Origin of the sequence: Gluconacetobacter dulcium, from assembly GCF_014174165.1 — a bacterium.
Classification (GTDB): Bacteria; Pseudomonadota; Alphaproteobacteria; order Acetobacterales; family Acetobacteraceae; genus Gluconacetobacter; species Gluconacetobacter dulcium.
Genome location: NZ_JABEQN010000019.1, coordinates 1 through 21377 on the forward strand (window position 1 = coordinate 1; position 21377 = coordinate 21377).

20 protein-coding genes and 2 pseudogenes are annotated in these 21377 nt (G+C 63.1%); 13 read left to right on the forward strand and 9 right to left on the reverse strand.

Going from position 1 to position 21377, the window contains the following annotated elements; all coding sequences use genetic code 11:
• Window positions 1-448: 448 nt before the first annotated feature.
• Together HLH25_RS14420 and HLH25_RS14425 are read left to right on the forward strand one after the other, a co-directional pair.
• The gene (locus tag HLH25_RS14420) at window positions 449-826 is read left to right on the forward strand and encodes a hypothetical protein (RefSeq protein WP_182974735.1); all 378 of its coding nucleotides are present in this window, start codon (window positions 449-451) and stop codon (window positions 824-826) included.
• Window positions 827-1205: 379 nt separating this feature from the next.
• Entirely contained in the window at window positions 1206-1580 is a 375-nt protein-coding gene (locus tag HLH25_RS14425) for a hypothetical protein (RefSeq protein WP_182974736.1), read from the forward strand.
• Between the two features lie 19 nt (window positions 1581-1599).
• Here the strand turns inward: HLH25_RS14425 and HLH25_RS14430 are convergent.
• The 3 genes and pseudogenes from HLH25_RS14430 to HLH25_RS14440 all read right to left on the reverse strand — a co-directional run.
• Window positions 1600-1812: pseudogene (locus HLH25_RS14430) on the reverse strand (transposase); the annotation flags it as partial.
• Window positions 1813-1944: 132 nt separating this feature from the next.
• A pseudogene (locus HLH25_RS14435) lies at window positions 1945-2070 on the reverse strand (IS5/IS1182 family transposase); the annotation flags it as partial.
• A gap of 178 nt (window positions 2071-2248) precedes the next feature.
• Window positions 2249-3232, reverse strand: coding sequence for a TauD/TfdA family dioxygenase (locus tag HLH25_RS14440; protein WP_220791829.1), 984 nt, complete (start codon window positions 3230-3232; stop codon window positions 2249-2251).
• A 104-nt stretch (window positions 3233-3336) separates the two neighbouring features.
• On the opposite strand from HLH25_RS14440, the gene HLH25_RS14445 reads away from it, so the two are divergent.
• From HLH25_RS14445 to HLH25_RS14460, 4 genes are all read left to right on the forward strand, one after another.
• Window positions 3337-4251, forward strand: a complete 915-nt coding sequence (locus HLH25_RS14445) for a LysR family transcriptional regulator (protein WP_182974737.1) — start codon at window positions 3337-3339, stop codon at window positions 4249-4251.
• 325 nt (window positions 4252-4576) lie between these two features.
• Window positions 4577-5959 (forward strand): M20/M25/M40 family metallo-hydrolase, encoded by a 1383-nt coding sequence (locus tag HLH25_RS14450; protein ID WP_375288984.1) that lies wholly within the window; start codon window positions 4577-4579, stop codon window positions 5957-5959.
• Between the two features lie 134 nt (window positions 5960-6093).
• On the forward strand, window positions 6094-6825 hold the full coding sequence (locus tag HLH25_RS14455; protein ID WP_182974739.1) for a DUF3108 domain-containing protein: 732 nt from the start codon (window positions 6094-6096) through the stop codon (window positions 6823-6825).
• A complete protein-coding gene (locus HLH25_RS14460; protein ID WP_182974740.1) occupies window positions 6825-7574 on the forward strand; it encodes a hypothetical protein in 750 nt (249 codons plus the stop codon). The genes HLH25_RS14455 and HLH25_RS14460 overlap by 1 nt, the downstream gene beginning before the upstream one ends.
• 39 nt (window positions 7575-7613) lie before the next feature.
• Here the strand turns inward: HLH25_RS14460 and HLH25_RS14465 are convergent, their stop codons facing one another.
• Genes HLH25_RS14465 through tsaD form a run of 3 tightly spaced genes read right to left on the reverse strand, consistent with a single transcriptional unit; the run spans window position 7614 to window position 10520 of the window.
• Window positions 7614-8573 (reverse strand): NAD(P)H-dependent glycerol-3-phosphate dehydrogenase, encoded by a 960-nt coding sequence (locus tag HLH25_RS14465; protein WP_182974741.1) that lies wholly within the window; start codon window positions 8571-8573, stop codon window positions 7614-7616.
• 4 nt (window positions 8574-8577) lie between these two features.
• Complete coding sequence (locus tag HLH25_RS14470) at window positions 8578-9405, reverse strand: 23S rRNA (adenine(2030)-N(6))-methyltransferase RlmJ (RefSeq protein ID WP_182974742.1); 828 nt, start codon at window positions 9403-9405, stop codon at window positions 8578-8580.
• On the reverse strand, window positions 9402-10520 hold the full coding sequence (gene tsaD / locus HLH25_RS14475; protein WP_182974743.1) for a tRNA (adenosine(37)-N6)-threonylcarbamoyltransferase complex transferase subunit TsaD: 1119 nt from the start codon (window positions 10518-10520) through the stop codon (window positions 9402-9404). The genes HLH25_RS14470 and tsaD overlap by 4 nt, the downstream gene beginning before the upstream one ends.
• A 77-nt stretch (window positions 10521-10597) precedes the next feature.
• Between tsaD and hemC the strand changes: the two genes are divergently transcribed.
• Both hemC and HLH25_RS14485 read left to right on the forward strand, forming a co-directional pair.
• Window positions 10598-11698 carry a hydroxymethylbilane synthase gene (gene hemC, locus HLH25_RS14480; protein WP_182974744.1) on the forward strand — a complete coding sequence of 367 codons (1101 nt, stop codon included), beginning with the start codon at window positions 10598-10600 and terminating at the stop codon, window positions 11696-11698.
• Window positions 11688-12440, forward strand: a complete 753-nt coding sequence (locus tag HLH25_RS14485; protein WP_246402480.1) for a uroporphyrinogen-III synthase — start codon at window positions 11688-11690, stop codon at window positions 12438-12440. The genes hemC and HLH25_RS14485 overlap by 11 nt, the downstream gene beginning before the upstream one ends.
• 102 nt (window positions 12441-12542) lie before the next feature.
• Here HLH25_RS14485 and HLH25_RS14490 read toward each other — a convergent pair whose 3' ends face one another.
• Both HLH25_RS14490 and secB read right to left on the reverse strand, forming a co-directional pair.
• A complete protein-coding gene (locus tag HLH25_RS14490) occupies window positions 12543-13862 on the reverse strand; it encodes an MFS transporter (protein ID WP_220791830.1) in 1320 nt (439 codons plus the stop codon).
• Between the two features lie 639 nt (window positions 13863-14501).
• Window positions 14502-15020 carry a protein-export chaperone SecB gene (secB, locus tag HLH25_RS14495; RefSeq protein WP_182974746.1) on the reverse strand — a complete coding sequence of 173 codons (519 nt, stop codon included), beginning with the start codon at window positions 15018-15020 and terminating at the stop codon, window positions 14502-14504.
• Window positions 15021-15241: 221 nt separating this feature from the next.
• On the opposite strand from secB, the gene HLH25_RS14500 reads away from it, so the two are divergent.
• The 5 genes from HLH25_RS14500 to HLH25_RS14520 all read left to right on the forward strand — a co-directional run bounded on the left by HLH25_RS14500 (window position 15242) and on the right by HLH25_RS14520 (window position 20248).
• A complete protein-coding gene (locus tag HLH25_RS14500) occupies window positions 15242-15922 on the forward strand; it encodes a Tim44/TimA family putative adaptor protein (protein WP_182974747.1) in 681 nt (226 codons plus the stop codon).
• 105 nt (window positions 15923-16027) lie between these two features.
• Complete coding sequence (gene mltA, locus HLH25_RS14505) at window positions 16028-17161, forward strand: murein transglycosylase A (RefSeq protein WP_182974807.1); 1134 nt, start codon at window positions 16028-16030, stop codon at window positions 17159-17161.
• Window positions 17161-18015, forward strand: a complete 855-nt coding sequence (locus HLH25_RS14510) for a DNA-methyltransferase (RefSeq protein ID WP_182974748.1) — start codon at window positions 17161-17163, stop codon at window positions 18013-18015. The genes mltA and HLH25_RS14510 overlap by 1 nt, the downstream gene beginning before the upstream one ends.
• 102 nt (window positions 18016-18117) lie before the next feature.
• Window positions 18118-19536: a cytochrome-c peroxidase gene (locus HLH25_RS14515; protein WP_310889118.1), complete on the forward strand. Its 1419-nt coding sequence runs from the start codon at window positions 18118-18120 to the stop codon at window positions 19534-19536.
• Window positions 19537-19657: 121 nt separating this feature from the next.
• Entirely contained in the window at window positions 19658-20248 is a 591-nt protein-coding gene (locus HLH25_RS14520) for a Smr/MutS family protein (protein WP_182974750.1), read from the forward strand.
• Between the two features lie 24 nt (window positions 20249-20272).
• Here HLH25_RS14520 and HLH25_RS14525 read toward each other — a convergent pair whose 3' ends face one another.
• On the reverse strand, window positions 20273-21367 hold the full coding sequence (locus tag HLH25_RS14525) for a type 2 periplasmic-binding domain-containing protein (RefSeq protein ID WP_182974751.1): 1095 nt from the start codon (window positions 21365-21367) through the stop codon (window positions 20273-20275).
• Window positions 21368-21377: the final 10 nt, after the last annotated feature.

Here is a 21377-nt window from a genome sequence, read left to right on the forward strand (position 1 = left end):
CCCATGCCCCGGTCGTTTCGCGTCGTTCTTCAGCTCGGTCGTCATCGTAACACCTCCGCACGTGTCTCACGTGCTTATCGGGTGTCTCAAAAAAACGGGAGGCGGGAGAGTTTCAACTCCTAGAGTCATATCCGTTCACACTGGTTCACGGATATGGCTCTAGATTATTGATTTTTCGAGCATCTTTATCCAACCAGATGGGTCCATCTGGTCGGATGATGCTCTAGAGCATTTCCACCGAAAACCGGTTCGGTGGAAATGTTCTAGTTTATTGTTTTTACGAGCATCTTCACCTGTTTGAATGCACGCATTCAAACAGGATCTGCTCTAGAGGGGTCGTATCGCTTCGAAATGTTTCCGCATCGGGAAAGGACTGGACTATTCAGTTTGATCCTATTTTGAGTAATGGCGTAAGAAAAATGAAGTTTGATTTTAATGGAGCATTTCTGTGATAAATTACAAAACTAACTTCGACGATTTTATGCTTAGTATAAATACTGAAAATGGACTTGGTATATGGTGGGCATTGGGTCTTCGCAATGAAAAAACAATGACAACACGGGAGAAATTTTTAAAATTGAAAGAATTTTTTGAGTATGCGATTGTTCATAATCGGATTATCGAATATGATTTGGAAAAAAAGAGACCTATATTTTCCGGCGATGATCCAGATGTTGTTTTCGATCGGATTTTCGCAGATTTTCCGCTGGATCAATTGCCGGAATATGATGGTGATAACGATAATAGATTCTTTGCTTACATGGCGGTGAAATTTAATGGCTGGGCTGTTCTCAATGAGGGAACAACGCTTTGTCTTCCTGATTGACTTGCGGGTGTCGAGTATAAAGAACCGAGCATTGCACGAGCCTGCGAGACGATCAGGAATGACATGCCTGGTCAGCTTTGGGCAGTTGCGAATGGTTGTTGGACGACATTTTCGTCGGTCGGAAAAATTCTTGATAGGTTGATGTCCAGGACAAAGAATCAATGGCCCAGCCTTCCGGCGACGGTGGCTGTGATGGTGACGCCCACCGGGCGAAGCCATTGCCGCCGCTTCTCTATTTATAAGATAAAAACAGACTTGAGGGATTTTACTCTCAGAAACATAATCAAATCCGCATGAGACTGGACGATTGATTTGTCAAAAAATCATCAAACAGTATAAATAAATTATAGTTTTCATTTTATAGGGATAATTTATAGATATGTTAAAAGAATTTTCAGATGAATTGGAGTGTGTTGCTGGTTTGTCCGTGTATTCCATATGGAAAAACATAAACAAAAACGATAATGAGGATTTGATTACGGAAGAGGGCATAACGAACCTTATTGATTTTTTTGAATTTGCAATATCAAAGAACGTGATAGTCGAATATGATGAAAAAAAAGAATTGCCAATTTTCTCGGAAGATTCTCCAAGAGTGGTCGCTGAAAGAATATTTTGTGATATATGGAAAAAGAATCCTGGTATTCCACAGGTGAATCCAACAGATAGTGATGATTTTATTGCTTACCTTGTCTATAAAACGGGTTGGGCAACTTTGGTTCATGGAACAGCTATTGTTCCTCCCCAGATATAAAATACGTTCAGAGCTTGAATCAGAAAGCGGTTTGATTGATTTTCGGCAGAACTCTGCGGATATGAGCGATCATCAGCCGTGCGTGGGCCGAGGAAATTATTGCCTCGACATCTCTCGTGAGGCGGCAACAGCGTCCGAGCCATGCGAAGCTGTGCTCCACGATCCAGCGTTTTGGCAGGACGACAAAGCCTTCTGCCCGATCGCTGCGCTTGATGATCTCGATCGTCCACCTGGAGGGATCGAAGAACCGTTGATTGATGTGTCCGGCTTATGATTTCAGGTTTTTGTCGTTCTGATTGACGGTTTACGGGGTGACTTTCGATCTGTGTTTTGCGCAGATCGGGCGCTGTGCCATTGGGAATGGCTACGCGCTCGCGTTCAACCTCTCGAGGAAGCGGAAGCGGCGCATGGTGTTGACGATATTGGCCAGCCCGATCTTCATGGTGGCCCGGGTGATACCCACGGTCCGGACGAACAAACCCATCTGCGATAGTCGGGGAAAACGCTTCGAGCTGATCGCCCAGCCCGCTTGACCGGGCACGGCGCTCGTCAACATCAAAGAAACCCGCCTGCTTCATGAGCCATTCCCCCAATCATCACAAAAGGGATGGAATCACAGCCAACAGTTCAGAACCAGGGTTTTTCGAACCCTCCCGCTGAGCTGTCAGTTAATTTATTGCACGCTTGGCAATTCCATTTCTCCCTGGAAAGTCTGGCGCCAGATTGCGCGGAACCGCCAGTTTGAGCCACAGGCGTAATAGTTTGCGACGATGCTCCACATTTTTATCATCGATAAACCCCGTCCGGGAATGAAGGACAGCGTAGTTGTTTGCAAACTGCATGTCCCCCGGTTCCAAAATCATCTCGAGCCGCAGGTCAGGCTCATCCAGAATTGCATCGAAAATATCACAGGCTCGGCGTTCGACGCGTGAGAGGGGGAGGCCACGCAGGTCATGCCCCAGTTCAATATACTGGCGCATGTAACGGCAGCTCAGCTTGCCGTCATGAAAAGAAAAAATGGGGGACAGGCTGGGTTGCGCCTCGCCCAGATGAGCAAAATAAAGCGGGCGATAAAACAGGGCCAGGAACTCCGGATAGTCTTCCATGATCCGGTTATAGATCGTGGCAACGCTGATCAGACTGCTGGCCCCGCCTTCGTGTGCCTTGCGCAGGCTCAGGAGGCCGACCACATCAGACAGGTCGGAATGATAGGGCAGATGGGCATTAGTCTGGTAAACCCGGGTTTTGGGGTCGTTCAGGTCTCCTGTATTGATGACTTCCGCCAGTAATTCGCCCTTTTCGTTCTGGCTGACCGGTGTACCCATATGCAGGCCCAATCCGTAATACAGGAGCGCCATATCCTGTTCCGTATAACGTGTTACCGGCAGGCCACGTAGAACCAGAAAGCCTCTTCCATTCTGGAGTTCGGCAATAAAATCCTCAATTTCGGACTGCACCGTCTTCAAGGAAAAATTTTCCGTTGTCAGGTCCAGAATACCCAGACCCGCGGACTTGGCCGATGCAAGGGCTGTGTCCAGCGCTTCAAGCATGGCGGGAGAGAGGGGCCGCAACCATTGATTGCCAGCCTGCAAGGCAGCCCCTTTCCATGCTTCCGGTCCGGTAATCCTGTCTTTGAGAACGAAAGTCATCATTAGCCCCTATTCAAACAGCCTGCTCTATGGCGAAAAATGTGACATAATTCGAAAACCTATTTCCAATCGCCATTTTTATGATTCCATAATAAGGATATCTTATAATGAGCACCGATCTGAACCTCCTGCATGTGTTCGACATGCTCATGATCGAACGGCATGTAGGGCGAGCAGCGCGGCGCCTTAATCGCTCGCAGCCGGCTGTCAGCCAGGCTCTGGCCAGGTTGCGCGACTGTTTCGGGGACCCGCTGTTCGTGCGTGGCGCGGGAGTGCTTGTTCCAACCCCGCGGGCGCAACAGATCTGGGCCGATTGTCATGAGCCATTGCGATATTTGCAGGAGGTGTTCGCGCCACCGCCCTTCGAACCGTCCCGCACACGTCTGCGCATGACTTTCGGGGCGGCCGAGGACGTGGAACAACTCCTGCTGCCCGGTATTGTCGATGTTATAAGCTCTCAGGTCGCAGAGGCGCACTTCGAAATCCAGCCCACGGACTGGCAATCGGTGAACGACGATCTGCTGCGCGGAAAATTCGATATGGCCTTCACGATTTCTGGCGACAGCCCGCCAGAGATCCAGCGTGAAATCCTGATGAAAACAGGCTTTTCCTGTATGTATGATCCATCCATGATGACACCGCCATCAGTCATCTTGCCTTGGTATCTGGATATTGAGCATGTGATTGTTGCATTTTCAGATAATCGACCGTCTTTCATTAGCGATTATTTCAAAATGATCAATCGTGTGCGGCGCTGCCTTGTGTCAACCCGGTCTATTCTATCCACTGCCGATTATGTACGGGGGACAAGGGCCGTCGCGACATTGCCCTCACCTATTGCCAGTCTTCTTGCGCGCCGTCATGGGCTTGCAACATTCCCGCTGCCATTTGATGCGATCAGTATCGATTATTCCATGCTATGGTCTCGTAAACGCGGCCATGACCCTGTGATGTTCTGGCTTGCGGCACAAATTCGTGGCTGGGCAAAGGCCCAAACCGGGTCTGATATTTCACCCGTTTAAAAGCAGGTTGTTTTTATAGGGTGTTATTGGCCTGGCATGATAATCCGCTTCTTATGAGACCGACTGCGCTCGGTGCTTCAGAGCCAGCCAGGCAATCGGTAAGATCGGGGCGGTAGAGGGCCAGTCCATGAGCGGTGTCCCGTGCCTGTGCCCGTGTCGTCGGGGTTTGACCGTTATTGCTGATATGCGGTTTTCGATCCGGAACGATCCTGCTATGCAATTATTGCCTTTTGATCAATCTTTGGGGCTGTTTCCATTGTCTTTAAGCAACATAATCCGGTCTGAAAACGGCGACGAGTTCATCGGGCGGAAGACCAGTAAGTGTCTGTTCGCCGGTGCTGCCCTCGTGTTCAGTATGGCGGGCCATGCGTGGGCGGCCTCCGCAGGCGACCGCCAGGCGGTGGAGGCGTCGCTGGCTCTGGCGGAAAAGGCGATTGCGTTGCGCTCGGTCGTCGGGCCGGGGAACCAGACGCCGCAGGTGGCGCAATTGTTTCGGGATGCGCTGGTCGCGGGTGGGTTTTCCGCTTCCGATATTGCGATCACGCCTTACAGGGACACCGCTTATCTGATCGCGCGGTGGCCGGGGCGTGATCCGTCGCTGAAGCCGCTGGTGATTTCGGGGCATATGGATGTCGTCGAGGCCAAGGCCGAGGATTGGACGCATGATCCCTTTACGCCGAAAATGGAGAAGGGCTTTCTGCTGGGGCGCGGCGCCACGGACATGAAGCTGGATGATGCGATTGCGATCGAGACGCTGGTCGGGTTGAAGTGCGCGGGATACCGGCCCCGGCGCGACATCATCATCGCGTTTTCCGGCGACGAGGAAACCGCGATGGCGACGGGGGCCATCATCGCGGAGAAGCTGGCCGGCGCCGAACTGGTGCTGAATGTGGATGGGGCGAACGGCGTCATCGACGAGAAAACGGGCACGCCCGATTATTTCGCCTGGGAGGGCGGGGAGAAGACCTATGCCGATTATCGGCTGGTCGTGACCAATCCGGGTGGCCATTCTTCCGAACCGCGTCCTTTGAATGCGATTGCCGAGATGGCGGAAGATATCTTGCGCATTCAGCATTATCGCTTCCGGCCGGAAATCAATGATTTGAGCCGGGGGTATTTTCTGGGTGCGGCGCAATGGGAGGCCGCGCCGATCGCGGCGGCGATGCGGGCCTTCGCGGCCGAGCCGACGGACGAGGCCGCGATCGAAACCCTGTCGGCCGATCCGTCTTTCGTCGGGCGGATCGGCACCACCTGCGTGGTGACCGAAATCAATGGCGGCCACGCCCTCAACGCGCTGCCGCAGCGGGTGACGGCCAATGTGAATTGCCGGATCTTTCCCGGACATTCGCGCGCGGAGATTCTGGGCGAACTGAAGCAGGCGGCGGCCGATCCCGCCATGACCATCACGGATGTGACGGAAGGGTCGGTCGAGACGCCGGCTTCGCCCATGCGGGCCGATGTCGTGGGTGCCATCGAGCATGCCGTGCATGGTGTCTATCCGCGCGTGGCCGTTTTTCCTTCGTTGGGCTCTGGGGCCAGCGACAGCATGTGGTTCCGGTCCCATGGGGTACCGAGTTACGCCGTGAGCCCGCTGTTCATCCGCAATTCGGATTCGTTCATGCATGGGCTGAACGAGCGGACGCCGGTGGCGAGCGTGGGGCCGGCACTCGATATCCTGACGGCGATGGTGACGGAGCTTTCGCATTAGAGCGTCATCCGACCGGATGGACTCGTCTGGACGGATAAAGATGCGTTAAAAATCAATAGTCTAGAGCCGTATCCGTGAACCGGTGTGAACGGATATGGCTCCAGGTGCGGCCAGACGGGTGGGAGCGTGGCAGGATGAAAAGGCTTTTTCTGACTGCCGCCTGTCTTGTGCTGACGGCCGCGGCCCCGCCGCCGATGCAGGGGGAGCGTCTGGAGGCAGGTGCGACGTATTTTGTGCTGAAGATGGACGGTCAGGAAAACGGCCGTCTCTGGCGGGTTCTTCGGAAGACGGAACTGAACGGTCGGCGGGTCTGGGATATCGTATTGCATCTGAAACTGGTCGGCCGCGAGGTGCGCGAGCATTATGTGGTGGATCGCGCCAGTCTGCTGCCGATCATGATGGATGGTACGCGCGGACGCGACAGGAGCGACAGGAACTGGGAGAGTATCCGGCTGCGCTACGATGCCCGGCGGATATGGGGGACAAGGGAAAGTTCCTCCGGTAGCAAGAGGATTTCCGTCGCGCTGAACGGGCCGACCTGGGATGGGCATCTTTTGGGGGTGATGCTCGCGGCGTTGCCGCTGGCCGAAGGTGGCCGCTACACGTTGCCGACATGGCAGTACGATGGAGGAAAGAAACAAATCACCGCAGAGGTGGTCGGGGATATCGTGGCCTCGTACGATGGCAAGCCGGCCTGGCTGGTGGAGGCTGGCGATGATCCATCGGACAGGGTTCGTTATGAAATCGCCAGATCGCCGCGCGCTGAAAGAGGATACAAAGAGGATCTGCACGCGCCGGGATGTGTGACGATATGGGAAACGAGCGAGGCGGTTCTGCATGTCTCCCGGTTGGAGACGGGGCGCTGATGCGGGGAACGGGTCTGTGCAATCGTGGGCACATGCTGGGTTTCGGGGTGGCTGTACTGGGGTCCGTCCTGCTTGCGCATGCGTTCGATTTCTTTGCGCATGAATATGCGCATTCCTTTGTGGCGTGGGGATTGGGGTGGAAAGGCGATCCGTTGGCCTTGCATTACGGGACGGCCGCCATCGACAATATTCTCCTTCAGCAGCAGATCGACGAAAATGTCGATTATGCGCCGATCTTCGCGAGCGGGAGGGGCTGGCAGGCCGCGCTGATCGCTGCGGCGGGGCCTCTGCTGGCCAATGGCGGCACGGCCCTGATCTGTCATCGTCTGATTGGGCGTGTGGCGGCGCCGATCGTCTTGTGGGGGCTGGTGTGGGTCGATGCGTTTTCGACCTTCAATGTCTGGAGCTATGCCCCGCTTCGGGTTCTGACCAGTCATGGTGATATGGCGCTGCTGGCCAGGGGGTTGGGGATTTCGGTCTGGGGTCTGTTTCCGTTTGTCAGCGCGTTCGCGGTCTGGCTTGTCTGGCGCTTTGCCTGCCGCGCGTTGCCGGTGGCGCAGGCGCGGCTTTTTCCCGTGGATCGGCAGAAGATTTTCAGCATGACGGTTCTGGCCGTCAGCCTCGGGTTCTTTTCCATTCCCGGCTTTCTGGGCGGTTATGGGCCTTTCTGTGCCGTATTGGGTATGGTCAGCGTCTTTATGGTGTTGCCGGTGCTGCTGGCGGCCCAGCAGGAGCCTGCTGGCGGTTGAATGGGCGGTTTCCGCGATAAATTGTGATTGAAGGCGGGATTATTCGAAACCGACGGGGCGGCTGAGCAGGCGGTCGCGGGCTTCGGGCAGGTCGATGTCGCCGGCCAGGAGCAGCGAGACGGTTTCGATGACCGGGACCGTGATGCCGTGGGCCCGGGCCAGGGTGAGGATGGCCGGGGCGGTGGCGACGCCTTCGGCGACGGTGGTGCGGCTGCCCAGGATTTCGGCCAGTGATTCGCCGCGTCCGAGGGCCAGGCCGAGGCTGAAATTGCGTGATGACGGGCCGGTGCACGTCAGGATCAGGTCGCCGACGCCGGCCAGGCCCGACAGGGTGGCGGCGCGGCCGCCCAGCCCCAGTGCCAGACGGCCCAGTTCGGCGAGGCCGCGCGTCATCAGCGAAGCGCGGGCGTTTTCGCCCAGGCCCGCGCCGATGGTGGCGCCGGCGGCGATGGCGATGACGTTCTTGGCGGCGCCGCCGACCTGCACGCCGATGGCGTCGTCGCTGGCATAGAGGCGGAAGGTCGCGGTGGTCAGGTGATCGGCCAGGGTGCGGGCCAGCGACAGGTCGGCGCAGGCCAGCACGGCGGCGGTGGGCAGGCCCTGGGCCACTTCATGTGCGAAATTGGGGCCGGAAAGGACGGCGCGCGGTAGGTCTGGGTGACGGTCGGCGATGATCTGCAATGGCAGGGCCAGCGTGTCGCGCTCCACGCCCTTGCAACAGGCGATCATCGGGCCGGCGGCGGGCATCTGCGCCAGTACGGCGCGGAGATGCTGCATCGGGACGGCCAGCAGCACGGCGTCGGCCCGGGTGGGCATCGCGCGGGTGACGGTGATCGTCTCGGGCAGCGTGATCTGTGGCAGGCGGGGCAGGGTGCGGGCGTCGGTCAGGGTTTCGGGGTTCCGCGCCCACAGATGGACCCGTGCCCCAGCGCGCGCGGCCTGGGTGGCCAGGGCGATGCCCCAGGCGCCGGCGCCGATGACGGCGATGTGTGCGGCCATGCGCCTATTCCTCCACGATGCGCGTGACGGTGGCTTCTCCCGTGCCGTCGGGAGAGAGATGGGTCAGCGCGCGCAGGGCGGGAAGGGCGGCTTCGACGAAGCCGAAGGGGGGGTTGATCACTACCAGTCCGCAGCCGTTGAGGCGCGTGGGGTCGAGCGGCGGGCGCAGGGTGAGTTCCAGCGCCACGATGTCGCGCATTCCCGAATCGCGCAGCGAATCGAGGAAGGCGCGCACGGGGGCGCGGTGCTTGATCGGATACCAGCCGGCCAGGATGCCGGTGGCGAAGCGCCGGTGCGCCGCCTTCAGCCCTTCGGCCAGGCGGGTGAATTCGTCGGGCTGCTCGAAGGGCGGGTCGATCAGGATCAGGCCGCGCCTGGCCTCGCGCGGGGGGAGAAGGGCGGGCAGGGCGGCGTAGCCGTCGCGGGCGTGGACCGAGACCTGGCTGTTGCCGGCGAACAGGGCGCGCAGGGCTTGGCTGTCTTCGGGGTGCAGTTCGCAGCAGACCAGCCGGTCCTGCGGGCGCAGCATCATCGCCGCGATCAGGGGGGAGCCCGGATAGATGTCCGGCGCGCCGGCCCGGCGGACCAGATCGAGATAGGCGGGGGGCAGGTCGGCCGGCGGGGCGTGCAGCAGGCGGCCGATCCCGCCTTGCCATTCCAGGGTGCGGGTGGCCTGCGTGCCGCCCAGATCGTAGCGTCCGATGCCGGCGTGGGTGTCCAGCACCGAAAAGGCCGCCGGTTTGCGGGCCAATGCCTGGAGCAGCAGCACCAGCAATGCGTGCTTCATGCAGTCGGCGAAATTGCCGGCGTGGAAGGCGTGGCGGTAATTCATGCGGCGGTGGCGTCCAGGCGTGCCGCCATCTGATCCAGTGGCCAGCGGGGGCGGGGGAGGAGGTCCAGCTCGTCCAATGGCGGCAGGCCGAGGGCGTGGCGGGCGCGCAGGGTCTCGATGGCGGCCCAGCCGACCATGACGGCGTTGTCGGTGCACAGGCGCAGCGGCGGCGCGGCGAAGGGCAGGCCGCGTGTCTGGGCCAGCGTGTCGAGGCGGGCGCGCAGGGCGCCGTTGGCCGCGACGCCGCCGGCTGCGACCAGCAGCGTGGCGTCCGGCATCATGTCCAGTGCGTGGGCCACGCGGTCGCCCACGATATCGGCCACCGCGTTCTGGAAGCTGGCGGCGATGCCGGCGGCGACCGGGCGGGGCAGGGCGTCCATCGCGTAGGGCGCCAGTTTCTGCGCCACGGCGGTCTTCAGGCCGGAGAACGAGAAATCGCAGCCCGGCCGGCCGTGGAGGGGGCGGGGCAGCGGCCAGGGCGTGGGATCGCCCTCGCGCGCCAGGGCTTCGACCGCCGGGCCGCCGGGCCAGCCGAGGCCGAGCATCTTGGCGACCTTGTCGAAAGCCTCGCCGGCCGCGTCGTCGATCGTGCCGCCGAGTTTGCGGTAGCGGCCCACGCCCTCGACGGCGATGCACTGGCAATGGCCGCCGGAGACCAGCAGCAGCAGGTAGGGAAAGCGGGCGCCGCCGGGCACCAGGCCGGGCAGGCGCGCGGTAAGGGCGTGGGCCTCGATATGGTTGACCGCGATGAAGGGGCGGCCCAGCGCCACCGCGAGCCCCTTGCCGACGCCCGCGCCCACGATCAGCCCGCCGATCAGGCCGGGGCCGGTGCTGGCGGCGACGGCGCCCAGGGCCTCGGCCGGCAGGGCCGCCGCGTCGAGCGTCTGGCGCACCAGGCCGGGCAGGGCCGCCAGATGCGCGCGGGCCGCGATTTCCGGCACCACGCCGCCGAAGGGGATGTGACCGGACTGCGACAGCACGATTTCGGCCAGGATGGTGCCGTCGGGGGCCAGGATGGCGCAGGCGGTGTCGTCGCACGACGATTCGATCGCCAGAATAGGCGCTTGGACCGCAGATTCGGCCGGCGCCGGGGCGCCGAGGGAAGGTGAAGACATGATCATTGCATAAAAGACAGTTCCGTCGGGCGTTATGTCATCTTTTCTTTGGGGCGTCGCGGGAATAGAGACAGCAAATGGTTTTCGTTCCGCCCTCCGTCTCCGACCGGCCGACCGCCCAGGCATCGGCATTGCAAAAGATCGCGGCCGAGGCCGCCGCGCGCCAGAAGCAGGGTGTATTGCGCCCCGCCCTGCCGCATCGTCGGCAATTGCCGCTGCGTGTCGGCACGCGGGCGTCGCCGCTGGCGCTGGTGCAGACGCGGGCCTTTCTGACGATGCTGACGCGCTTCTGCCCCGTGCTGCGCGACATGGGGGCGTTTCAGGAGCATCAGATCAACACTACCGGCGATCAGGTCCAGAACCGCCGGCTGGCGGAGATTGGCGGCAAGGGGCTGTTCGCCAAGGAAATCCATGATGCGCTGTCGGACGGGCGGATCGATTTCGCGGTCCATAGCCTGAAGGACCTGGAAACCACGCTGCCGCCCGGCCTGGTGCTGGCCTGCACCCTGCGGCGCGAGGATGCGCGCGATGTGCTGATCCTGCGGCCGGGGGCCGTGCAGCCGGATCAGGTCGATCCGGCGGCGCCTTTCGACAGTCTGCCGCGGGGCGCGCTGGTCGGCTGCGCGTCGGTGCGGCGGCAGGCGCAGATGCTGCATGACCGGCCCGACCTGCGCTTCGGCCTGCTGCGCGGCAATGTGCAGACGCGGCTGGACAAGCTGGCGGCGGGGCAGTGCGAGGCCACCCTGCTGGCGCTGGCGGGGCTGCGGCGGCTGGGCATGGGGGATCGGGCGGATATCATTCTCGACCCCGAGATCATGGTGCCGGCGGCGGGCCAGGGGATCGTGGGCGTGACGGTGCGCGAGAGCGATATCGAATTGCGCGAACTGCTGTCGGCGATCGAGGATTACGAGGCGCGGGCCGTGTCCACCGCCGAGCGCGCGTTGCTGGCGGAACTGGATGGATCGTGCCGTACGCCGATCGGCGGGTATGCCCGGCTGATCGATGATGCGCAGGGCGGCGGGCCGATGTTGCGCCTGACCGGGCTGGTGGCGCGGGAGGATGGGTCGTTCCTGCTGCGGCGCGTCGTGACCGGTGCGCCGGCCGATGCCGAGCGGATGGGGCGCGAACTGGGCCACAGCCTGCGGGCCGACAGCCCCGCGGATATTTTTGCGCCCTGATCGGGTGGGCGCTTCGCCCTCGGGCGGGGCGCGACCGGCGGTGCTGGTGACCCGGCCGGAGCCGGGGTTGAGTGAGACCATGGCGGCCGTGACGGCGCTGGGCTGGCACGCGGTGGCCCTGCCGGCGCTGCGGGCCGAGCCGATTGTGCATGGGCCGTTGCCGGTGCGCGGCGTGCAGGCGATTCTCGTGACGAGTGGGCAGGCGGTGACCGCGCTGGCGGGGCAGGTGCCGGCGGACATGCCGATTCTGGCGGTGGGTGCGGCGACGGCGCGGCGTGCGCGGGCGGCTGGATTCGTGCGGGTGACGGCGGCGGATGGGACGGCCGATGCGCTGGCCGATCTGGTGCGGGCGGAGTGGCCGCCTGCCGGTGGCGTGCTGCTGCTGGCGACGGCGCCGGGATATGGGCTGGATCTGGCGGACGCCTTGCGGCGTGGCGGTTTCAGGGTCGCGCGGCGGTGCGTCTATCGCATTCGCTCCGGGATGCCGTCCCCGGAGGGGCTGCGGGCGCTGATCGGCGGCGGTGGGGTGGCGGCGGCGTTGTTCTTCTCGGCCGAGACGGCGCGCCAGTTCCTGCGGCATCTGCCGCGCGATGTGCGGGAGAAGTTGCGCGAGGCGCGGGCCATCGCGATTTCCGACAGGGCGGCCGAAGTGCTTGCCTCGGCGCCCTGGGGGGAGATCGTCCGGGCGGCGACGCCCGATCAGGCGGCGATGCTTGCCCTGCTGGGGGTGGCCGCCCGCTAGCGCATCATCCGACCGGATGGACTCGTCCGGTCGGATAAAGATGCGCGCAAAAACAATGCTCCAGGTGGGCCAGGCCGCCTGTCGGGCGGCCTGGCCTCGGCGTCAATGGAAGGCGGCGACGCCTGCGCTTAGATCCTCGCCCCGAGCGCGGGCCTGGCGCATGTAGGCGCGCGCGTGGTCCGGGATCGAGAGGGACAGCGTCAGCAGGCCGGCGAAGACATAGAGGCCGGAGAAGATCCAGATGATCCCCTCGATGCCGTGCCAGCCCTGGAACCAGGTGACGATGGCCGGCCCGACCCAGGTGCTGGCCCCGGCGCCAAGGCCCAGGGCCGACAGGGCGGCGGCCTTCTCTTTCGGGCAGATCTGCGGGACCAGGCCCGAGAGCGGGACGAACGCCGCGATGGTCGCGCCGTAGAAGATGCCGACCAGAGCCGCGATGAGGAAATTGCCGTGGAAGGCCAGCGGCACATAATAGAAGGCCGGGACCGAGACCGCCGCGCCGAGGCAGCCGGCGACAGACACCACCGTGCGATGGCCCAGCCTGTCGGCCAGCATGCCCGACATCAGGTTGAACAGGATGTTGCTCATGAACACGATCGAGAGCAGCACCAGCCACTGTGACAGGGAGAAGCCGACCACCTTGGTGAAGAAGGCGGGCATGATCACCAGGAACGCATATTCCGACGAGGTGTTGATGGTGCGGACGATCAGCGCCATGAACGTGCGGGGTTCGCGCCACAGGATGGAGATCGAACCGAAGAAGATGCCGCCCACCGAGACATTGGCGGGGGCCAGGCGGCTGGCGCCACGCGGTTCGCGCGTCATCAGCAGGGCGACGCAGCCGCCTGCGACCACCAGCACCAGTGACAGCCAGAAGGTCGTGATTTCGCCGACCAGCGGGATCGTGACGCTGGCGAACAGCGAGCCCAGCGTGGGCAGGCCGCCGGAGAAGGCGAACCAGAACCAGCCGGCGGCCGAGCCCAGTTGGCGCGGCGGGGTGGCGGCGGCGATCCAGACCAGGAAGCCATAGGCGAACAGCGGATAGCCCAGGCCGCGCAGCGTGTAGGCGGCGAGCATGACCGTGTAATTGCCGGTCATGATGCCGGCCATCAGGAAGACGACTTCGAAAGCGGCCCAGATGGCCAGGCCGATCCACATGACGCGCTTCGGCCCCCACAGATCCGACAGCGGACCCGACAGCCAGGACGAGATGGACACGGCGACGCCGTAGACGGTGAACAGGAAGGCCACGTCACGCGACGTGACGCCGTGATTTTCGAGATAGGGGGCCAGGTAGCCGGCCTCGACCCCATCGCCGACCATGAACAGAAGCAGCCCGATGAAGCCCCAGAGCAGGGAGCGCGGGATGCCCATTCGTTCGACGAGGGAAGGGCTGGGCAGCAGAGTATCTGTCTGCGTCAAGGGGAGGGTCTCCTCTTTAACAGGCAGCCAACATAACGGTGAGGGGCTTCGCCTCATTACGAAGCATCGATGCAAGCTGCGTTCGGAATCGCGATGCGGCGTGCGCAAAGGATCGATTCCGAAATCATCATGTAGGGATGCGCGTCCAGGACGCGGAAATCACCATTTCCATGGCGAAATCTCGGTGTGCGATAATATATCGCGTGGGACGGTTTTTATTATAAAAATATTCTGAATAGTTCAGAATAGAGTAAAACCGGTATTGATTCCATATTCGCGCATGGGGTGCGCAAATGATACTTTCTGTTCTCCTGTCATCAAGCGTGTGTGTGCATGGTATAAGAAATATACGCGGATTTGAAGGAGGAATATCGTAAAATATGGAGAAATTTTGGCAAATATATATCTGTGTTTCTTTGTGTTATTCGTCAAATAAATATGTTGTATGAGAAATTATTTTCAAAAAATTGAGATTTTTTATATAAATACTAGATACTTTTTTATTATACTGTTTGATATCTCTTTAGATAAAAAAAATATATGTTCTTGGATTGCTCGGGGTGGGGCGCCGTGCTCCCCAACAGAAAAAGGCCCGCACGGGGCGGGCCTTTCCATTCGATAACAGGGACTTGGAGTGGATCAGGCGTTGCCGGCCGTCTGGGGGAAGTTGGCGCGCTTGGCCTGCCACAGGGCGACGAAATCGATCGGCTGGAGGACGACCGGCGGGAAGCCGCCGTCGCGCGTGATGTCGCTGATGATGTTGCGCACATACGGGAAGATCAGGCGCGGCACTTCCACCAGCAGGATCGGCTCGACCAGGTCGTCGGGCGCGTTGCCCAGGGTCACCACCGCGGCGTAGGCCAGTTCGGCGACGAACACCGTGCGGCCGGGGGCGGCGCCTTCCTTTTCCGGGGCTTCCACGGCTTCGGTCTTGATCGACACCACGACCTCGAACACCGGCTGCTCGGGCGGCAGGCGGTTGGCCTGCACGTCGATGTTCACCGAAATCTGGGGATTCGAGCGCAGCGTGGCGAAAATCTCGGCGCCCGAGGGGACTTCGAACGACAGATCCTTGATATACTGGACGTTGATGGCCAACGGCAGCGCCGGCGGGGCATTCTGGCTTCCGTCGGCGGGGAGCTGGGTCGAATCTGACATGAACGAGGATTTCCTTGCGGGCAATGAAGGCGGATAACGGGTATCGCCGGTAGCATGCCCCGCGACGTTCGCCAACCTCGGGGAGCGGCGGGATGGAAATTCATCGTGCCCTGCATCGTCCTGCCGCATTGTGTCGGCAGGATGCGTTGCCTATGTGTTAGGGCAATGGAGAGAGATTGCGCTGCCGGCTGGTCCGGCGCGCCTTTCGGTTAGGCGTGGTGATGGATTTTTCGTTGAGTCATTTTCCGTTCGACCTGGTGCTGTTCGGGCTGATCGCGGCGTTCCTCGCGCTGCGTCTGCGCAGCATCCTGGGCACGCGGGTGGGGGTCGAGCCCGCATCGCCCGCCGCCCCGGTGCCACGGCCCGGCCCGGTGATCGAAGGCCGCGCCGAGCCGCCGGCCCCGTTGACCGACTATGACGTGCCGGCACCCGAGACCAGGGTGGGGCAAGTGCTGGCGGCCATTGCCGCACAGGAGCGCGATTTCGTGCCGGCGCAGTTTCTGCGCGGGGTCGAGGTCTCGTTTCGCCAGGTGGTCCAAGCCTTTGCCGCCGGCGACCGGGCCATGCTGCGCGAACGGCTGACCGCCGAGGCTTTCAACGCCTTCGATGCCGCGATCCAGTCGCGCGAGCAGGCGGGGGAGACCCAGAAGAGCGAGGTGCGCGCCATGACCAGCCTCGCGATCGTCGATGCCGCCATCGACCAGTTCGCCGGCGCGCCGCGCGCGCGGATCGACGTGCGCATCGTCTCGGACCAGATCAGTCTGACGCTGGACAAGGATGGGCACCCCGTGGCGGGTACCGATGCCGTGACCGAGTTTTCGGACCTGTGGACGTTCGAGCGTCTGCTGGGGGCGTCGATCGGTGGCGCGGCGTGGCGTCTGGCGGCCAGCCGTAGCGCCTGATCGCGCGGCTGAGCGGTCCTGTCCGGTGGCGGTTGTCCGCCCGTCTTTTGTATAGATAGAGCAAGTCTGGCTGTTTCCTTGAGCTATTTCCGTCTGCCTGCCGTCATGCGGGGCGTTTGCGCCGCCGCGATCCTTCTGCTGTCCGCCTGCGCCGAAACGGGGCAGGAAGGCGAGCGCCAGCCGGTCGCATTCACCGCCCTGTCGGGCTGGGGGCCGGACGAGGCGGCGCGTGCGTTGCCGGCTTTCCTGGCGGAATGCCGCTATCTGGGTCGCCTGCCGGCCGAGGCCACGCTGGGGCCTGACAGCGGGCCGGGCGCGCATGTCGGCGACTGGCTGCCGGCCTGTCAGGCGGCGACGGCGGTGCCTGCCGGAGACGGTGTGGCGGCGCAGCACTTTTATGAAACATGGTTCGCACCGGTGCTGGTGTCGTCCTCGGCGCTCTTTACCGGCTATTACGAGCCCGAGATTCGGGGCGCGCTGTCGCGGGGGGGCATTTACCAGACGCCGGTCTATCGGGTGCCGGAGGATCTGGCGCGGGCGCGGGCGACCGACGGGCGTATGGTGTCCGGCCGCTGGCAGGGGGGGCGGTTCGTACCTTACTGGTCGCGGGCGCAGATCGATGCGGGGGCGCTGGCCGGGCGGAACCTGGAATTGCTCTGGGTGGCCGATCCGGCGGACCTGTTCTTCCTTCAGATCCAGGGGTCGGGCCGTGTGCGCCTGCCCAGCGGGCAGATCGTGCGGCTGGGCTTCGGCGGCAAGAACGGACAGCCTTATGTGCCGCTGGGGCGCGTGCTGGTACAGAAGGGCGAGATGAGCGAGGATGTGGTGAGCATGCAGTCGATCCGCGCCTGGCTGACGGCTCATCCCGCCCAGGCCCGGGCGGTGATGGAGGAGAATCCGAACTACGTGTTCTTCAATGCCCTGGACGATGTGCCGGCAACCCAGGGCGCGCCGGGTGCGATGGGCGTGCCGCTGGAACCGGGGCGCTCGGCGGCCGTGGATCGGCGTGTGATTCCGCTGGGTACGCCCGTCTGGGTCGAGACGACGTTGCCTGCGCCGGCGAACCAGACCTGGCGTCGGCTGGTCTATGCGCAGGATATCGGGACCGACATCAAGGGTGCGGGACGGGCCGACCTGTTCCTGGGCTGGGGCGACGAGGCCGAGCAGACCGCCGGCGCGATGCGCCAGCACGGCCGGATGATCGCCCTGACGCCGCGCCCCGTCGTTACCCGACCCTGATGGCGCCGCGAAGCGGGCCGGGAGGCGGCACCCGTGCCCCCCGTGCCGTGCGCCAGGCGATGGGGCCGCATCTTCTGGTGCGGAACGACTGCCTGCGCGAACTGCGCCGGATGGAGGCGGATTCGGTCGATGTCGTCGTGACCTCGCCGCCCTATAATATCGGCCTGGGGTATCGGACCTATCGCGACCGCATGTCGGAAGACCAGTATCTGGACTGGATGATGGCGGTGGCGCGCGAACTGCATCGGGTGATGCGGCCTGACGGGTCGTTTTTCCTGAATATCGCGGGATCGTCGGCGCAGCCCTGGCTGCCGTTCGAACTGGCGGTGCGGCTGCGCGAGATCTTCCATTTGCAGAACCATATCAGTTGGATCAAGTCGATCTCGGTCCACGACGATACGTATGGTCATTTCAAGCCGGTCAACAGCGCGCGCTATCTGCACCGCAATCACGAGCATCTGTTCCATCTGACGCGCTCCGGCACCGTGGAACTGCGCCGGCTGGATATCGGGGTGCCGTACAAGGACAAATCGAACATCGCGCGGCGCGGGCATGAACAGGACAGGCGCTGCCGGGGGGATACCTGGTTCATCCCCTATGAGACGGTGCGCGACAAGGCGCAGAAATTCAATCATCCGGGGACCTTCCCGGTGCAGTTGCCGCGTCAGTGCATTCGTCTGCATGGCCGGCCGGATGCGGTGGTGCTGGACCCGTTCATGGGAACAGGGACCACGCTGGTGGCCGCCCAGATGGAAAGCGCGCGCGGTGTCGGGATCGAATTGGACGCTGCCTATGTAAAAGTGGCGCGGGAGCGGCTGAAACTGGCCATGGAGCAGGATGAAATCTCCGCCTGATCGACCGGATCAATCGTTTTTATTAAAAATATGACTTTGACAGATGTTTTCTATATCCGGCACACCCTCCCTTGAGACGAAAATGGAGGAGTGGACGTGTCGGTGCGTAAAGCAATAGTTTCGGTCGCGGTTCTGGGGATTGTCGCCTATGGCGGCGTTGTGGGGTATCTGACCCATTTCGACCATGAAACGGCACCGACGCTGGATACCCATTCGCCGACGCTGGCGGACCCGGTGACTTCGGCCGCGTTCGCGGCGATTCGTGAGGCACGATGCGATTATTGCCATGCGCGCAATGTCGAACTGCCTTTCTACTTCCATGTGCCGGTCGCCAACCAGTTGATGCAGCGCGATGTCGACCGGGGCTTGCGCCATTTCCGCATCGAGCCGGTGATCGAAGCGTTCCAGACCGGGGCTGTTCCGTCCGAGGAGCAACTGGCGCGGATCGAGGAAGTGATTCGCCAGAACCGGATGCCGCCGACGCTGTATCTGCTGATGCACTGGCATGCCCATCTGTCGCAGGCGCAGCGTGATGCGCTGCTGAACTGGGTCGCCGCCGAGCGCCGTGCGCATTATGCGACGCCGGGTGTTGCCGCGCGCTTTGCCGGGGAGCCGGTCCAGCCCGTGCCCGAGAGCGTGCCCGTGGATGCGGCCAAGGTGGCCCTGGGCCAGCGGCTGTTCTTCGACAAGCAATTGTCGGGTGACGGCACGCTGAATTGCGCCAGTTGCCACGCGCTGGATCATGGGGGTGTGGACGGGCGCGTCACGGCGCTGGGGATTGGTGGCCAGCATGGGCCGATCAACGTGCCGACCGTTTATGATTCGGTCTTCAACAAGAGCCAGTTCTGGAACGGACGCGCCGCGACGCTGGCCGAGCAGGCGGCCGGGCCGGTGATGAACCCGCTGGAAATGGGCTCGCACGACTGGGCGATCGTGGCGGACAAGGTGAAGCAAGACCCGACCTATGTCTCGGCCTTCCATGATGCGTTCGGGTCCGACGATATCGACAAGGGGCGGATCACCGATGCCATCGCGGAATATGAAAAGACGCTGATCACGCCCGACAGCCGTTTCGACCGCTATCTGAAGGGTGACGAGCAGGCGCTGAATGCCCAGGAAAAGAACGGGTATGCGCTGTTCAAGAGCATTGGCTGCTCGGGGTGCCATACCGGCGTTTCGCTGGGCGGGCAGGCTTTCGAGGTGATGGGGCTGGAGGGCGATTACTTCGCCGCGCGCGGCGGGGCCGTGACCGATGCCGACAAGGGGCGCTTTACCGTGACCCAGTCGCCTGACGACATGGAACGCTTCAAGGTGCCGAACCTGCGCAATATCGCGCTGACCGCGCCCTATTTCCACGATGGCAGCGTCAAGACCCTGGAAGAGGCGGTGCGGCTGATGGCGCGCTACCAGACGCCCGATCACACGCTGTCCGATCATGATATCGCTGATATCGTGGCCTTTCTGCGCACTTTGACCGGCACCTATCAGGGGCAGCCCCTGGCCGGCACGCAGGCGCCCTGACGCGCCTCACTCGATGCAGCGCGCGTCCGGGCTTCGATCCGGGCGCGAACTGCTTTAAGATCAGGCGGATCGGGGCGATGGGCGGCATGGGGTCGCCCGCCGGCGGGCGGGGAGAACAGGGGTGCGCCGTCGACGGGTCCTCGGGAAAGACGAACAGGCGCTGTGGTCGGCCTTCGTGCGCGATATCCAGCCGCTGGCCCGCAGGGCTGCCCGGCCGGCGCCTCTGGACGCCGCGCCGCCGGCCGCGCCCGCCGCCGGTCCGGGGGCGGAGCGACGGGAGCGTGTTGCCCCGTCCGTGCCCGCCGCGCCGCCATCCGAGGTGCCCCGCCTGGCGCGGCCGGGTTTTACGCTGGTGCGGTCGCGGGCGGAAATCGCCATCGGCCATCGCGGGCCGGGTCTGGACGATACGAGCTGGCGGACGCTGGTCAGCGGCAAGCTGCGTCCGTCGCGGACGCTCGACCTGCACGGCCAGAACGCCCATGCGGCCTTCCAGCGCCTGCATGGGTTTCTGATCCAGGCCCGGTCCGACAATCTGCGTTGTGTGGAAGTCATTACCGGCCTGGGGTCGGGCCGCGATGGCGGGGTTCTGCGCCGCGAACTGCCCTTCTGGCTGGGGCGCCCGGACCTGCGGCCGCTGATCCTGGCGGTGGTGCATCCCCATGCCGCCAATCAGGGATCGGTGCGCATCCTGCTGCGCCGGGCGCGCGTCTGACGCTGGTGTCGGGCGGGGTGCCTCTTATCCCAGGCGCCATTCCGCCGTGTGGACGGCCAGCCAGCGGCGGAGCATCAGCACGGCGGTGATTTCGCCCGTCATGTCGTGCAGGTAGCGGCCGCAATCGGGGCCGCTGACCAGGGTGCGGCCGGCATCGTTCCTGAGCGTGTCGAGCGCGCCCTGGCTGCTGGCGAGGCCGACCGCGTGGCGCCAGCCGGCGACCTGTTCCGGCGGGGTGAGCATCGGCAGCATCAGCCCGATATCGAGCGATGCGGCGGCGGCGACGATCTTCCAGGCGTCGTAGAGGAGGCCGGCGGGGGGGCGGCCGCGTTCCTGATTGAAACGCTCGGCGAAGCTGGGCACCGGCGTGCCATGGACGGTCACGCGGACATTGTCGGTCAGCGTGAAGAGTGGCGTGGCGCCGGTCTGTTCCAGCGGGGCCAGCAGGGCGTCCAGCGTCTGGGGGGGCATGGGGTCGGAGATCTGCACCACGTCCACCTTGCCGTCACGCAATGCGGTCAGGGCTTCCTGCGGCGTGGCGAAGCCTGTGACCGGGATTGGGCGGAAGCCGAAGATGGCCATGGCCATGACGGTGGCCAGTTCGATGCTGTGATCGCTGGACACCGCGACCCGGATCGGGCGGTCGCGCACCAGGTCGCGCAGGGTGCGGTGCAGGTCCGCCCGGCCGACCACGATGGGCGAGACCAGGCTGAACAGCAGCGGGACCCAGCGGCCGAAATCGTAATGGGCGCGAGGATCGCCGGCCAGCGAGGCCACCAGCGCCGCGCCGGGGACCAGCAGGGCGGTGGCGCCGTCCGGCACCGTCTGGGTATCGAACTGGTTGGCGCCGGTCACGCCGTCCAGCCCGCTGGTGAGGTGCGTGGCCAGCGGAGCGGGCGAGCCCAGCCCCTGTGCCAGGGCCGGGGCCAGCACGGTGCTCCAGCGGCCCGCGGCGCTCTCGGCGCTGCCGGCGACCAGCAGGGTGGGGTCGATGACGGTGCCGCCGGCAGGGGCGATGGCGGCGATGTGCGTCAGGCCACCCGCGCGGGCGGCGGCGGGAATACCGGCGAGTGCGGCGAAACCCGCCATGGCAAGAAACTGGCGGCGGTGCATGCGCATCTAGGCCCGA

Excerpts from the sequence above, each read along its gene's own strand:
- HLH25_RS14425 (WP_182974736.1), top strand. The coding sequence starts at position 1,206 with ATGTTAAAAGAATTTTCAGATGAATTGGAGTGTGTTGCTGGTTTGTCC.
- HLH25_RS14440 (WP_220791829.1), bottom strand. The coding sequence starts at position 3,232 with ATGATGACTTTCGTTCTCAAAGACAGGATTACCGGACCGGAAGCATGG.
- HLH25_RS14445 (WP_182974737.1), top strand. The coding sequence starts at position 3,337 with ATGAGCACCGATCTGAACCTCCTGCATGTGTTCGACATGCTCATGATC.
- HLH25_RS14455 (WP_182974739.1), top strand. The coding sequence starts at position 6,094 with ATGAAAAGGCTTTTTCTGACTGCCGCCTGTCTTGTGCTGACGGCCGCG.
- HLH25_RS14460 (WP_182974740.1), top strand. The coding sequence starts at position 6,825 with ATGCGGGGAACGGGTCTGTGCAATCGTGGGCACATGCTGGGTTTCGGG.
- HLH25_RS14465 (WP_182974741.1), bottom strand. The coding sequence starts at position 8,573 with ATGGCCGCACACATCGCCGTCATCGGCGCCGGCGCCTGGGGCATCGCC.
- HLH25_RS14470 (WP_182974742.1), bottom strand. The coding sequence starts at position 9,405 with ATGAATTACCGCCACGCCTTCCACGCCGGCAATTTCGCCGACTGCATG.
- tsaD (WP_182974743.1), bottom strand. The coding sequence starts at position 10,520 with ATGTCTTCACCTTCCCTCGGCGCCCCGGCGCCGGCCGAATCTGCGGTC.
- hemC (WP_182974744.1), top strand. The coding sequence starts at position 10,598 with ATGGTTTTCGTTCCGCCCTCCGTCTCCGACCGGCCGACCGCCCAGGCA.
- secB (WP_182974746.1), bottom strand. The coding sequence starts at position 15,020 with ATGTCAGATTCGACCCAGCTCCCCGCCGACGGAAGCCAGAATGCCCCG.
- HLH25_RS14500 (WP_182974747.1), top strand. The coding sequence starts at position 15,242 with ATGGATTTTTCGTTGAGTCATTTTCCGTTCGACCTGGTGCTGTTCGGG.
- mltA (WP_182974807.1), top strand. The coding sequence starts at position 16,028 with ATGCGGGGCGTTTGCGCCGCCGCGATCCTTCTGCTGTCCGCCTGCGCC.
- HLH25_RS14510 (WP_182974748.1), top strand. The coding sequence starts at position 17,161 with ATGGCGCCGCGAAGCGGGCCGGGAGGCGGCACCCGTGCCCCCCGTGCC.
- HLH25_RS14525 (WP_182974751.1), bottom strand. The coding sequence starts at position 21,367 with ATGCGCATGCACCGCCGCCAGTTTCTTGCCATGGCGGGTTTCGCCGCA.